Annotated in this window: 12 protein-coding genes and 1 pseudogene; 5 read left to right on the forward strand and 8 right to left on the reverse strand. The window is 51.8% G+C overall.

Features of this window, described 5'->3' with window-relative positions; all coding sequences use genetic code 11:
• Positions 1–6 precede the first annotated feature (6 nt).
• From IE117_RS07250 to IE117_RS07270, 5 genes are all read right to left on the reverse strand, one after another.
• On the reverse strand, positions 7–1,191 hold the full coding sequence (locus IE117_RS07250) for a sulfite exporter TauE/SafE family protein (RefSeq protein WP_308439269.1): 1,185 nt from the start codon (positions 1,189–1,191) through the stop codon (positions 7–9).
• Between the two features lie 156 nt (positions 1,192–1,347).
• On the reverse strand, positions 1,348–2,061 hold the full coding sequence (locus IE117_RS07255) for a pirin family protein (protein WP_189563635.1): 714 nt from the start codon (positions 2,059–2,061) through the stop codon (positions 1,348–1,350).
• A gap of 4 nt (positions 2,062–2,065) precedes the next feature.
• Positions 2,066–2,803 carry a dioxygenase family protein gene (locus IE117_RS07260; protein WP_189563636.1) on the reverse strand — a complete coding sequence of 246 codons (738 nt, stop codon included), beginning with the start codon at positions 2,801–2,803 and terminating at the stop codon, positions 2,066–2,068.
• A 244-nt stretch (positions 2,804–3,047) separates the two neighbouring features.
• A complete protein-coding gene (locus tag IE117_RS07265) occupies positions 3,048–3,764 on the reverse strand; it encodes a LytR/AlgR family response regulator transcription factor (RefSeq protein ID WP_308439280.1) in 717 nt (238 codons plus the stop codon).
• A 52-nt stretch (positions 3,765–3,816) separates the two neighbouring features.
• Positions 3,817–4,923: a sensor histidine kinase gene (locus tag IE117_RS07270; RefSeq protein WP_189563637.1), complete on the reverse strand. Its 1,107-nt coding sequence runs from the start codon at positions 4,921–4,923 to the stop codon at positions 3,817–3,819.
• A gap of 145 nt (positions 4,924–5,068) precedes the next feature.
• On the opposite strand from IE117_RS07270, the gene IE117_RS07275 reads away from it, so the two are divergent.
• The 3 genes from IE117_RS07275 to IE117_RS07285 all read left to right on the forward strand — a co-directional run bounded on the left by IE117_RS07275 (position 5,069) and on the right by IE117_RS07285 (position 8,790).
• On the forward strand, positions 5,069–6,415 hold the full coding sequence (locus IE117_RS07275) for an MFS transporter (protein ID WP_189563638.1): 1,347 nt from the start codon (positions 5,069–5,071) through the stop codon (positions 6,413–6,415).
• A gap of 136 nt (positions 6,416–6,551) precedes the next feature.
• On the forward strand, positions 6,552–6,758 hold the full coding sequence (locus IE117_RS07280; protein ID WP_189563639.1) for a hypothetical protein: 207 nt from the start codon (positions 6,552–6,554) through the stop codon (positions 6,756–6,758).
• An 88-nt stretch (positions 6,759–6,846) separates the two neighbouring features.
• Positions 6,847–8,790 carry an alpha-amylase family protein gene (locus IE117_RS07285; protein WP_189563640.1) on the forward strand — a complete coding sequence of 648 codons (1,944 nt, stop codon included), beginning with the start codon at positions 6,847–6,849 and terminating at the stop codon, positions 8,788–8,790.
• Between the two features lie 236 nt (positions 8,791–9,026).
• Here IE117_RS07285 and IE117_RS07290 read toward each other — a convergent pair whose 3' ends face one another.
• On the reverse strand, positions 9,027–9,236 hold the full coding sequence (locus IE117_RS07290; protein ID WP_189563641.1) for a hypothetical protein: 210 nt from the start codon (positions 9,234–9,236) through the stop codon (positions 9,027–9,029).
• Positions 9,237–9,257: 21 nt separating this feature from the next.
• Between IE117_RS07290 and IE117_RS07295 the strand changes: the two genes are divergently transcribed.
• Complete coding sequence (locus IE117_RS07295) at positions 9,258–10,361, forward strand: hypothetical protein (RefSeq protein ID WP_189563642.1); 1,104 nt, start codon at positions 9,258–9,260, stop codon at positions 10,359–10,361.
• 47 nt (positions 10,362–10,408) lie between these two features.
• Here IE117_RS07295 and IE117_RS07300 read toward each other — a convergent pair.
• Both IE117_RS07300 and IE117_RS07305 read right to left on the reverse strand, forming a co-directional pair.
• Positions 10,409–11,757 (reverse strand): annotated as a pseudogene (locus IE117_RS07300) (rhamnogalacturonidase).
• A 35-nt stretch (positions 11,758–11,792) separates the two neighbouring features.
• A complete protein-coding gene (locus tag IE117_RS07305) occupies positions 11,793–12,530 on the reverse strand; it encodes a rhamnogalacturonan acetylesterase (protein WP_189563643.1) in 738 nt (245 codons plus the stop codon).
• 490 nt (positions 12,531–13,020) lie between these two features.
• Here IE117_RS07305 and IE117_RS07310 point away from each other — a divergent pair, with 490 nt between their 5' ends.
• Positions 13,021–14,058, forward strand: a complete 1,038-nt coding sequence (locus tag IE117_RS07310; RefSeq protein WP_189563644.1) for a pectinesterase family protein — start codon at positions 13,021–13,023, stop codon at positions 14,056–14,058.

Consider the following 14,058-nt stretch of genomic DNA (forward strand, 5'->3'; position numbering starts at 1 on the left):
TATAGATCAATAATAATTGAGAATAACCGTATAAATAATTCTCAAACTTACCACAATTACCACAATTCCGACCAGAATCATCATCGTCTTGATAGGTAAGCGGCGCGACAGATTGGCCGCAATAGGTGCTGCCACCATACCTCCCAGAATCAGGCCGACAATCACCTGCCAGTGTGAAAATCCAATCAGGGTAATGAAAGTCACTGAGCTGGCCAGCGATACAAAAAACTCAGTAAGGTTCACCGAGCCAATGGTGTATTTTGGGTGACGCCCCCGGGCAATGAGCGTAGAGGAAACGATGGGCCCCCAACCACCGCCGCCGATGGCGTCCATTGAACCTCCCAGCATGGCCAGCCAGCCGATCTTATTGAAAGGCCGCTTCTCGATCCGCTTTTTCAGTGCTTTTTTGACGATTAATACGCCCAGAATCAGGGTGTAGACTGCGACAATCGGCTTGATAATAAATACATATTCTTCAAGAGAGGTGAGTACGTAGGCGCCAAGGATGGCCCCGATGACACCGGGAATCAGCAGTGTTTTGAATAACTTGCTGTTCACGTTGCCGAATTTCAGGTGCATATAGCCCGATACGCCGCTGGTGAAAATTTCCGACGAGTGAACGCTCGCGCTCGCTACCGAAGGCGGTACGCCCAGAGTCAGGAGGAAAGTGGTAGCCGTAACGCCGTAAGCCATCCCCAGTGCGCCGTCGATCATTTGGGCAATGAAGCCTCCCATGAGATAGTAAAAAAAGTCTTCGTCTTCCAGCAAACTGGACCAGACCAGGCCCAGCCGGTCCAGACTGGCGTAGCTGAAAACAAGATGGCCGATCACCATCAGGGCCAGGGCCGAAAAAATGTTGACCGCGATTTCAGTACGGCTGCGCTGGCGAAGCACTACTTCCGAAAGACGGCTGGAAACTTTTTTGAAGGCTGATAGAGAATTTGTACTATTCTTTGTCTCAATTAAAATTTCCTTATCTGCGGCCGATTTGTAAATGGTATTGGCAAAGACCGCGTCTGACTCCTCAGGCAGGTCAGGCAGGAAAACAGCGTAACCTTGCTGTCGCGCCAAAACGGCCAGTCGGCGATCCTCCGTAGGGTCACCAGTGGCGATCTTTACGGCATTTAGGGGCTGCCAGGCTGCTTTACCCGTATTTTCCTGAACAGACGTAACAAAGGAGGGAGTTTCCAAAAGTCTATTTAGTATAGTAATTTAGTAGAGTAAGCTTCCAAAAAGAATGTGGCCCGGCGAGAGCCACATCACAAACGTACAACGGTATTATTGATTTTCCAAGAACCGGCCAGCTAAATTCCCGCCTTTCCGAGCCTTTGGAAAAGGACACAGGCGCTATAATTCAATCAATACCAGGACGGCATCCTGGGAGAGAGCCTCGAATTCCACTTCATTCACATTCTGTAGTACCAGTCCGTCGCGGGCTTCGAGAAGTCGGTTTTGTACTTCAAAAGCGCCTTCAATGATAAAGGCAAAAACCCCTTGAGCGGGGTTTTGCACTTGAAAAATTCCTTCGGCGCGCCCGTCGTATTTCCCGATCGAGATTTTCTGGCCTTTCTCAAAAATTGAAAGCATTTCATTGGGGCGCTCCTCCATAATCACTGTCCCGGCTAATGCGGGATGGTATTCTGTCGGGTTGCAATGAACCGTTTTGGGAAAGGGATCAGAAAATACAATCTGAAAGAAATTAATTGCCTCCTCTTGGTAAGTGTTCCTGAGATGGTAACTACCCCCTTGGGCTACCGGCCAAGTGAACACCTGACCTTCGAGCAGCGTTCGCACGGTTTGGTCCTGGTTTGTCACTTGCAAGTCCCCAATGTAGGGCAGAAGTACCACCACAGAATCAGTGTCAGCCAGCATCGACAGTTCGATTCCTGCCCGCAGGGTGTCGTCGCTGATTTTTTGCAGGGTATCACTACCTGAAAACGTGTTCGTTATGTTCGTCTGGAACTGTAAAGAATAGGGCGTCTGCGCGCCTGCCCGCCTGGTTGCCGGAAAAATCCGGGCTTCAGTAGCAGGTACAGTTTCGGATACTGGGAGGTGCTTCATCGGATTAAACGTTCACTACGATATTGTGCGCCAGCGTGTAGCCGTCAGCGATGCTGCCCGACACCGTCGGCATTTCCAGGGCAATGGAGTCCGAAAAAACATTGTCACGGGCATTGGACGTGTCCTGCTTGCCCCGGGTATAAAAACTGGTAGCCGTGGTGTACACGTGGTCACAGATATCGGTTGGGAAGGCGATCTGTGTGACCAGCAAAGACTTGCCGCCGGAATCGTAAATGTGCACGTGAATGTGTGGAGCACGGCCCGAGTACCAGCCGGGAAAAATCGTCGTGAAAGCTGCCAGACCGTCGGCGTTGGTCGTCTGCCGCCCGCGCAGGAAATGGACCGACTGGAAATTGGCCTGCTGCATCCCCGTTCCGCCGTATTCCGAATAATAGCCGTCCTTGTCGCAGTGCCAGACGTCCACCACGGCTCCCGCCAGGCCTGCGCAACTTTTGTTCTTGTTTTGGATGGTGATCAGCACCGCCAACGGCACACCTGTGCGGTCAGAGCGGATATCTTTAATCACCAGACTGGCCGGTGATTTGGTTGGGAAAGGTCCGGCAGTTTCAGAGGGCGTAGTACTGCAGGAAGTATTGGTGCTTCCGCTGGTGGTAGTTCCGTCAGGGTTGGTTGTCGTGCCGGGCGTAGCGGCTGCTTCGAGAGAATCTTTAGTACAGGCAGCGAGTACTCCTGCACTAAACAGGCTAACGCCCGCTTTTTTCAAAAAATCAATACGTTTCATAGAAGTCTGTAAATTTTGAATGCTCCGTTTGGTAGTTAGTACGCCAAATGTGGCGCGATGTTGCGGCACACATTTTACTTCTCGGCGGGCGGCAGGAATGTATCGGTGAAAAGCAGGGCTCGGACCAACGATAGAACGTTTAGGGTGGGTCGCGGTCCGTCGTCACGGTTCTTGGGTGTTTGGCAAACGGGGCGAAAGTGAAATCAGAAAAGGCCGTTTGGCCTTTTATCCGTCGATCCTGCTCTTAACTTTTTCCCCAAACCTCCACGAAATCTCCATACGACTGACTGATCGGCAGTTCGATGCCATTGGACATTTGAACTTTGCGATTCTGGATGGATTGTACCTGATCGATGGCTACGATATAGCTGCGGTGAATACGGCGGAAGACACTCTCCGGCAACTCGTCCAGAATGCCCTTCAGTGTCATCAGGGTCAGCAGCGGATGAGGCGATGACTTCAGATGAATCTTGATGTAATCCGACAGGCCTTCGATATACACAATGTCGCCTAATGCTACTCTCACGAGGCGGTACTCCGAACGGACGTACAGGCTCGTTGGTTTGGCTTCGGAATCCGGATTCCTGAACTGGTGATACTCTTTGATCTTCTGGACCGTACGGCGGAATCGTTCAAGGTCAATTGGTTTCAGCAGGTAGTCCAAAGCGTTGAGCTCAAAGCCCTCGAGGGCGAATTTCTTGTGAGCCGTCGTGAAGATCACCATTGGCGGTTCCACGAGTTGTGATGCCAGTTCCAGGCCCGTCAGGTCGGGCATGTTGATATCCAAAAAGAGGGCGTCCACCTTATTTTCCTGTAAAAATGCCGCGCCTTCAATGGCGTCATCGAAAGTGGCGAGCAATTCCAGTTCGGTAAATTCGTCGACGTATTGCCGGATGAGTTCCAGGGCCCAGGGCTCGTCGTCGATGGCGACGCATTTGATTGCTAGTGGAGAGTTGATAATGGGTAGTTATTTATTTAATAATCAAAAATACACACCAGGTCATACCCGTGCTTCACGTGTTTACTTCAAGATTCACGATAAAAAATCGTTCATCGTCATCAATCCTCAATAGATGCCGGTCAGGATAAATGTGTTCCAGCCGCTTGCGGACATTATCCAGTCCGATGCCCGTCCTGCCGGATTCGGGTGTGTTCTGGAATATTCGGTTTTTTGAATAGAAAAGTACCTTTCCCGTTTCGGCAACCACTTTTATCTCGATTACCGACGCCTCACGATTGCTCACCCCGTGCTTGAAGATATTCTCGACCAGCGTCATCAAAATCAGCGGCGGAATTTGCTGATGCGCCAAATCGCCCGACGTCTCAAATTTTACCGTCGTTTTCTTACTCAGCCGGAGTTCCTGCAACTCGATGTAATGGCGCAGGCACGCGACTTCGTCTTCAAGCAGGACGAAGTCTTCCCGCACTTCGTCCGACACATAGCGCATGATGTTGGAAAGCTTCATGATACTCTCCGTGCAGGCCGGGTGATTGAGCCGCGCCAGGGTATAAATTGTGTTGAGCGTATTGAACAGAAAATGCGGATTGATCTGGGCTTTCAGTGATGACAATTCGGCTCGGGCTTTGTCGGCCTCGGCCTGCGTGGCCCGCTGCTCAGATTGGCGCGACCGTTGTGCGATGGCAATGGCCAGCCCTATGGCCCATATCATCAGGTACAGCATGATGCTGACGATATCCAGCAGCGACTCACGCCCAGAGTCGCGTCGAGTCGGCGGCGGAGCGGGGCGATCCGATCGGTCGAAGCGCTCCGGCCGCTCGTTTAGCCCGGGCGGCGGCCCAAACGGTCTGTCGGTACTTTCGTGGCGCATAATCAGCCGATCAAACGGCTGCTGCCAGCTCACCAGTAACAGCCCCGCCCCGAACACCAGCCCGTAAGCCAGGAATTGCCGGCGGAAGAAAAGCTTCGGAATGAAGAGGTAGAAATGAAGGTAAAAGATCAGGGCAAAAACCAGCAAAAAAAGCCAGAATTGCCACGACGTCAGCAAGGGGAAGAGGAAGTCCCTTCCCTGGCCGCGATTGACGAACAGCACGGGCAGACTCAAAAAAATGAGCCAACCCAGGGCGTGGAAGAGAAGTGTCGGTCGACGGAAAAGCGGCATAAGGCCAAGGTAGGGGTAATTGGTGATTCGACTTTTGAAAATCGACAACTGCTGCTTTTGTGTCGGCGAATTTCGGGATTGAGATACTTGAAAACGTACTTCTTTTTAAAAAATCCAATTACATTTGAATAAAAACACATTTTCAATGACGTTGAAGAAACCCCACCTCAGTTTTGGCCAGATCATAAATATGAATTTCGGCTTCTTCGGCCTGCAGTACAGCTTTGGGCTGCAACAGGCCAATATGAGCCCGATTTACTCTTACCTCGGGGCTGATGAAAGTACCCTGCCGCTACTCTGGCTTGCCGGGCCGATGACGGGCCTGATCGTGCAGCCGATTATCGGCGCCATGAGCGACAAGACCATCACCCGCTGGGGGCGCCGTACGCCCTATTTTCTGATCGGTGCGCTGTTGTGCAGCGTGTCGCTGCTGGCGATGCCGTTCAGCAGCTCAGTGTGGATGGCGGCGAGCATTTTATGGATACTCGATGCGGCCAACAACGTAACGCAGGAGCCTTATCGCGCCTTTGTCAGCGATAAGCTCGCCAAAACCCAGCACTCGATCGGTTTCCTTACTCAAAGTGCCTTCACCGGCCTTGGCCAGACACTCTCGTACCTGACGCCATTTCTGCTCATCAACGTTTTTGCCATTTCCGAAGCCGGAAAAGTAGGCCGCATTCCTACATCGACTTTACTGGCTTTTTTAATCGGCAGCGTGGTGTCGATCGGCTCCATCCTCTGGACGCTGAAAACTACCAAGGAGATCCCGCTGACCGAGGAAGAAAAGGCCAAAATTCGCGCCACCCCTTCCGGCGTCGGCTCCACTTTTGCCGAAATTTTCGATGCCATTCGTGAGATGCCGGTGACTATGAAGCGCATGGCTCCCATGATGCTCTTCAGCTGGTACGCCATGTTCATTTACTGGCAGTACATTGCCAAATGCGTGTCCCAAACCCTTTTCGGTACCATTGATTCCGGCAGTACCGCCTTCCGGCAGGCCGAAATATGGGTGGGGCCGATGGGCGCGTTCTACAATGCCGTAGCCTTTTTTTCTGCTTTCGGCCTGGCCCGGCTGGCCAACCGCTACGGCCCCAAGTACCTGCACGGTATCTGCATGTTTCTGGCGGGTATGGGGCTGCTGGCGCTGCCGCATCTGCATGACAAGTACCTGCTGCTGATTCCGATGGTCGGAATGGGCTTTTCGTGGGCCAGCATGATGGGCAATCCCTATATTATGCTCGCGGGCAGCATTCCGCCCGAGCGGACGGGGATTTACATGGGTATTTTTAATATGTTTATCGTGATTCCGATGCTTTTGGAGACCTTCACAATGCCGCTTTACTACAAAGCATGGCTGGGCGACAGCCCCGTCAATGCCATCAAATTAGCAGGTGTGTTGCTGATTCTGGCGGCGTTTTCGGTTTTGTTTATCAAGATCAACAAAAGTGCGGTAACGGAAGATGTGGCCTTTGGGGGTGGGGGAGGACATTGACTCCGGGTCAGGTATCAAAGGCTTCCTATGGTCGTAAATTTAGATGGAATGGACACGGAAGTACCCCGGACTCATGCCCGCGCGGATATTTTCCATTTTTTGAAGTGCCCTTTCTCACACAAGCTTGGAGCGTAAAATGGACAATGCAAGAAAACAGAAATTCATTCAGGGAGGTATTATCATCATCAGCTCCCTTATCTGGGCGGGTGTGATCCTGGCCTGCTCATGGATTTTGGAAAACGAGTACGAAAAAATATCCCATGTCCTGATTCTCGGGGCAACAATCCATATACTTATGTTGTCATCGGTCTTCATTGATCGCTTGCGGAAAGAAACCGACTGAGAAGGTCGATCATGAAAATGCATTTCAGACTTGGCTTCGGAAGGCACTGCGAGCCAAAAAGCATCACACCTCGTAATAGCGAATAACAATGAATAAAAAAGAAATCACCTCATTACTCCTGAATCTTGCCAGTACCAAGAAACTGGATATAGCCGGCACCGACGCCGGCTTTTACACCAGCCTGGCGTTACGAATCGTCGATATTCATGACCTGTATTCTCAGTTGTACGCCGAACATCCGGCCTATGAGGAGAATTTCAAGAAGCTGATCGAAGTGCTGATTTCGGTACATCAGTCGAGAGCGGAATCCTTGAAAAAGCGGGATGAAAGCAAGGCCGAAAACTGGTTTCTGAGCAATGAGCTGGCGGGTATGAGTTTGTACGTCGATCGCTTTTGCGGCAAGTTGAAAAACCTGCCCGGTAAGCTCGACTACCTGAATGATCTTGGCGTGAACCTTCTGCACCTGATGCCCATTTTTGCCAGTCCGGAGGGCGAGAGCGATGGCGGATACGCCGTATCTGACTTCCGGAAAGTGGACGAAAAATTCGGTACGATTCAGGACCTGAGGAAAGTGCAGAGTTCCCTCGGTAAGCGGGGGATGTATCTCATGCTGGACATCGTGCTGAACCATACCTCGCACCGCCACGCTTGGGCCGAAAAAGCAAAGGCTGGCGACAAAGCCTATCAGGATTACTTCTACTTTTTCGAATACAGCACTTTGCCCGAGCAGTATGAGCAGAGTATGCCGGAGGTGTTTCCCGAAGCCGCGCCGGGCAACTTCACCTGGGTGCCCGAATGCAAGAAATGGGTCATGACGGTTTTTCACAACTACCAGTGGGACCTCAATTATTCCAATCCGCGGGTGCTGGTCGAGATGCTCGACAATGTCCTTTTTTCGGCCAATCTGGGCGTGGACGTGCTACGCATCGACGCTCCGGCTTTCCTGTGGAAGCAGCTCGGCACCAGCTGCCAGAACCTTCCGCAGGCGCACACGATTCTGCAGCTGATTAAAAAATGCGTGGAGATAGCTGCTCCCGGTATGGCCCTGCTGGGAGAGGCCATCGTGGCTCCGGCGGCCATCATGAAGTACTTCGGCGAGGGGCGCTACCAGGCCGAAGAGTGTGACTTTGCCTACAATGCCACCCAAATGGCCCTGCGGTGGGATGCCCTCGCTACCGGCCAGACCTCCGTAATGCGGGCCGCTCAGCCCGTACTGGCCCGAAAGCCCATTGGTACTTCCTGGATAAATTACACGCGTTGCCACGACGACATCGGCCTTGGTTATGACGATTACATGATTCAGCAAGGGGGCTACGACCCTTACCCGCACCGGCAGTACTTAAAGGAATACTACGCCGGTCAGTTCCCCGGCTCCCCCGCGCGTGGCGCGCTGTTTTCGGTCAACGAAAAAACGCAGGACGCCCGCATCAGCGGCACGCTGGCCTCGCTTTGCGGACTGGAAAAAGCGATAGAGGAAAACGACGATGCACAGGTGGAAATTTCCATCCGGAAAATCCTGATGATGCAGGGCAGCAGCTTTTTCTTTGGTGGATTGCCGATGCTTTTTTACGGTGATGAAGCCGCGTACCTCAACGACTATTCTTACCAGGATGATCCGGGAAAGAGCTACGACAACCGCTGGATGCACCGCCCGATTATCGACTGGAAAAAGAATGCCCTGGTCAAGAAATCCGGTACGCTTGAGAACCGGGTCTTTTCGGGTATCCGGAAACTACTTTCAATCCGTAAAAATCTGCCTGTCGTGGCCGACTTTGGCAATATCACGTGGCTGCCGGGACGCAACATTCACATCGCGGGATTTTTGCGATACAGCGAAGAGAAAAAGTTGTATTGCCTGTTCAATTACAGTCAGGATAGTGCCTATCTGACCTGGTATGCTTTCAAGGAACACGGTGAAGTACCGGTGAAACTGTACGATCTTTGGCAGGAAAAGTACCATGACGTCGGGAGCGATGATGAGTACCTTGTATTCGAGCCGTACGAGTTTTACTTGATGGAGGTGGTGGAGTAAGGCCTTTCGACGTATAGTTTTAAACGTTCCTGGCGGGTAAGGTTGCCTGTTCCTGATGCTGGTTCAGCCAATGTCAGAAACATTATGTGTTCATCAGCCTGGTCTGTGTCTCAGGATCCATTAAAAGTACTTCCGGAGAATTGCGTGAAATAAAGTACCAGTAACTGCCTATACCTGATGGAGGATTCTGTTTGTTTCAGAATGCATCATTCAACGGGGCAGCTCCGGGTGTATTTTTAAATGTCATTTTTTCTTTGAATTTTTGTATTGCCTTTGGGAATGAGGAGTATCTCAAAACCCGGGGCATGTGCCCCACCATCATCTTCAATCTCCCCTTGTACCGAGCATTTCGGTTCTGGTGTTAAATCATCCGGATCGGCCATTTGACTCTCCGACCACACCGTCTGAATTACGAGCTGAACGCTTTTATATATTTCATTTTCCACCACCCAAGTCTATTCAGAACTATGAGAATATTGTACACGCTTCTTATTGCATCCCTTACCACAACCGCTTCCCTGGGGCAAGGCTGCGTAGCCGTGCGCCACATGAGTTGCACCGCTCCCGGTGCGTCTTCGTCCGACCTTTTTGCGCAAAAACATGGCAAGTGGCAGGTGAATACGGGGTATCGGTACTTCCGTTCTTTCCGGCACTTCCGGGGCGATGTGCAGGAACACGAGCGAATCGAAAACCACACGGAAGTCGTAAACCTGTCCCACGCATTTGATCTGGGGGTTAGTTTTCAGCCCACTACGCGGTTGTCCTTTTCAGTCAATTTGCCCGTGCTGCACAATGATCGTTCTTCCCTGTACGAGCATTATGGCAATAGCCTCACCGCCAATCCCGGACAGGAACGATTCCATACCCAATCGGCGGGTATCGGCGACCTGCGCGTGTCGTCGAGCTACTGGCTGGTCGATCCCATGAAGCTCAAAAAGTACAACGTGGCCCTCGGATTGGGAATCAAACTGCCAACGGGAAACTACCGGGTCGAAGGCGATTTTCATAAACTTGACAAGGAGTCTCAGGAGTACATCCTGCGCAAGCCTGTGGATCAATCCATTCAGTTGGGAGACGGTGGCGTAGGATTCAGTCTGGAAGGGCAAGGGTACTGGCAGGTTGGCAAGACTACCTCACTTTACGCCAACGGATTCTACCTCTTTAACCCACGCGAAACCAACGGCGTCAGCCGTAATCCGGGCACCGATCCCAGCCCCGTTGACGGGTACTTCTCAGTACCGGATCAGTTTGCTGCGCGCGCAGGCGTCAATCAGTCTCTGCCCTTCGTGAAAGGGCTCTCCCTCATGCTGGGCGGGCGCGTGGAAGGAGTCCCCTCGCACGATGCGATTGGCGGCAGCCGGGGCTTCCGGCGGCCAGGCTACATCGTGTCGGTGGAGCCGGGGGTAGCCTATATGAAAAACGGATTTTCGGCCGCTGTCACGGTGCCCGTAGCCCTGTATCGCAATCGCACCAAAAGCTACGCCGACCTGCAGGACCCAACGGGTCAGAAGCACGGCGATGCCGCCTTTGCTGACTATTTGATTTCGGTGAACGTGAGCCGCTGGTTCTGATAAGGTACTTCGGTTTCAACGGCTGGCGAGCTTCGTTTAGGAGGTGACTACCTGGGGGACTTGGTAATAGGGGAGATCTTTTTGCCGTTCACTTTCACATTGGTAAAAGTAAGCCCGTCAATAATATCCGGATTGTAAGCGCCGTTTTTGGCCTCCACGTCCACATTCTTAAATGTGAATTGGGCCAGCTTGTCGTACTCGGTGATGGCAATATCGAAGAAAATGTCGCACTTCATGTCGATGTCTTTCAGGGTGATATGCTCCGAGTAGGAGAGGGGTACTTCCTGCCGCCCTCTTAGATCGAAGAATTGGGTCCAGGGTTTTACGTAAATCAGGCTATGGGCTTGTCCGGTGACGTTTTCTACGGTAATGTACTCGTATTTCTGAGGAGTGTCAGGCCGCATTTTGAGCCAAAGTACCCGCATGGCCTCCTCTACGTGACAATTCCGCATCACGATGTTCTTGTTATGAATGGCTTCACTGCCGCAGGTCAGCGCGGCGTGACAAAACCCAAACTCGCAGTCCTCGATCAGAATGTTGACGTTAGCGCCATTGTTTGAGTCGGTATCCGCCCAGGGGCCCTTGCCGCCTTTGAGGGCAATGGCGTCGTCATTGACGGACATATAGCAGCCCTTGATCAGCACGTTGGTGCAGGCGTCGATGTCGATGGCATCGGTGCTGGGGGCTTTGACGGGCGCGTGCGGCGAGGTAATGTGCAGGTCGAGAATCTTCACATTGGTGCACTGGTAATAGTGGCTCGTCCAGAAGCCCGCATTATGCAATTTTACATCTTGCACCTGCACGTTATCGCTGTTCCAGACAAATACCAGTCGAGGTCGTGACACTTCCAGATTGGTACACTGCGGATTCTCTTTCCGGCGCTGCCAGAAGGCTTCCCAGTACTTCAGCCCATTGCCATCTATAATACCCTGGCCCGAAATGGTAAAACCATCAACCCCTAGGCATTGACCAGCGCCGGGAAGTAATCCAGATTTTGCCCTTCCATGCGTGAGGGCATGGCGGGGTAGTCGGCTATGTCGTCCGACCCTTTGAGTTTGCCCCCATCGGCCACGTAAAGATGCGTTTTGGGTTTAAAAAATAGCGCTCCGCTCAGAAAAGTACCCTTCGGGATTACTACCACCCCTCCGCCTTCTCTTGCCGCTTCGTCGATAACTTTCTGGATGGTGACGGTCTGGATGAGGTTGCTGTCGCGCTTGGCCCCAAAATCGGTGATGACATACTGCTTGCCCAGGTTGCCCAGTTTGACTTTGGTATGATCCAGGAACCAACCCGACATGGGTGTTCCATCAGGAAAAACGTCCTTTTGATTTTTCTGCGCTTCAGCGGCTGAAAAAAGTCCCAGGAGACAAAAAGTGATGATGCAAGGTAGTTTCATGGTAATCGACAGATTAACGTCTGGACTTTTTTTTCTCATTTGGTTTTTGGTTTGATAATACGGTCTGCCAGGGGAAGTTGCAACTCTTTGATGGATGCCAGCACCAATTGCGCCATTTTGCGGGCGCCCAGTTCGCTGAAATGGGTATTGTCCACTTTGCCGTCGGGGTAGTTGGGGTGTTCGCCGGGAGCCAGCTGCAGAAACAACAATTTAGAGTTTTCTGATCCGAAGGCTTGAAGCAATTGCTGGCTTTGTCTGTCCAGGTCTATGAGCGGTGTATTGGTTTCCCGGGCCACAGCGCGCGTAAGTTCGGAGTAGGCATCGTGCGTCCCCACGATTTTTCCATTATCGTCGAACTGCCGCCGGGCCACGGGCGTGATAAGCACGGGCCGGGCGTCTTTCGCCCGGCTCTCCTCAATGAAACGAATCAGGTTTTGCCGGAATTCAGTCGGGGTCGTATAGCTTTTCTTGGTTTCCACCTCGTCGTTGTGCCCGAACTGAATCAGCACATAGTCGCCCGCCTTCAGACCGTCGACCACGGGTTGCCAGCGGGTTTCCTCGATAAAGGTACGGGTACTTCGCCCGTTCATCGCCCGGTTATCGACTTTTACGCTTTCATCGAAAAAGTAAGCAAAGGGCATTCCCCAGCCCGTTTCGGGGTAGGCCCGCACAGCTTTCTCCGACATCGTTGAGTCGCCAATGAGGTACACGGTTATAGGGTCGGACGGGTTATTAAAGCCAAACACTACCAGCAAACCGACCAGCCAGCACATGCTTTTGATTTTATTTTGAAATGGTTTTCGTCCTGGCAGTGAAATAGCCTTCGGGTGCTGCATCTTTCTAGCGGTTTCTGAGTATGACAATTGTCCTTTCCTGAATTTAAAGCCTGCACAGACCTGCCGGGAATTATTCTGTTCAAGTAGGCAAATATCTACCTGATAATTCGTCCAGGCTATCGGTCAGAATCTTGCAAAGCATAAGGAGAACGGGAACCTGATTTACCCAAAAATAAGCTGCGATCGTAGCAAACCATTTCACCCTGAATCGCACTGATTCACTTGCGGAAATTGAAAACACGATTTGAAAAAGTACTGGTGTATGTGACAGCAGGGTCAAACCAGGGATTAAAAAAACAGGAACGTGTGGAACGCGTCGGGAAAGGCCAAATGGAATTCTTTTTCAAATGGTCTGGAAATATTGCTCTGTCCGCGAAGTTGAAAACCAGTTTCTGTCCTAACTTGCCGCTCAAACGATTGAATCGGAATGAAAAGAGTATCTATTGCCAGTTTTCTGCTGCTTTTAACGCAGGTACTTTGGGCTCAAACGCTGGTCAATGCAAACTACCCCTCCTCCTTCACTGTAGCGCAGGATGGTAGCGGGGATTTCAAAACCATTCAGGAGGCGGTCAACAGTTTCCGGGATCATTCGCAGGAGCGGGTAACGCTGCACATCAGGAACGGTACCTACGCTGAAAAGCTGGTCATTCCTGCAAATAAGCCCAATATTCACCTCATCGGGGAAAGCCGGGAAGGAGTCATCATCACCTGGGACGATTATTCAGGGAAGCCCTACTCATCGGGCAACGACCGGACCGGCAAGCCTGTGCACAGCACCTACACTTCCTATACCGTCTTGGTGGAAGCTCCCGACATCATTCTGGAGAACCTGACCATCCGCAACTCCGCCGGCCGGGTGGGGCAGGCGGTAGCGCTCAATGTGCAGGCAGATCGGTTCGTATGCCGCAACTGCGCCCTCATTGGCAATCAGGATACTTTGTACGCCGCTGCCGAAGGTAGCCGGCAGTTTTATGATCATTGCCTGATTGAAGGTACCACCGATTTTATTTTCGGTAAGTCCATTTCTGTTTTTCAATCCTGCACCATCAAAAGCCTGTCAAATTCTTACATTACGGCGGCGGCAACTCCCGTTTACCAGCCCTACGGATTTGTTTTTTTCGACTGTAATCTGACTGCTGACCCCGAGGCCACCAAAGTGTACCTTGGGCGTCCGTGGCGGCCCAATTCTCACACGGTATTTATACGATGCCAGATGGGAGAGCATATTGTTCCGGCGGGTTGGGACAACTGGGGAAACCCCGCCAATGAAAAAACGGCCTTTTACGCCGAATACCGAAGCACCGGACCCGGTGCCTCTCCCGACCAAAGGGTACCTTGGAGCAGACAACTCACTGAAAAAGAAGTAAAAAAGTATACACCCGAAAGTATTCTCTCCATGAGCCGGATTATTGCTGCTCAGGCAGATGACTGGTTCAAACCCGGTAAACCGGAAGTAAAAAAGTGA

Origin of the sequence: Persicitalea jodogahamensis (genome assembly GCF_014651615.1) — a bacterium.
Taxonomy (GTDB): Bacteria; Bacteroidota; Bacteroidia; order Cytophagales; family Spirosomataceae; genus Persicitalea; species Persicitalea jodogahamensis.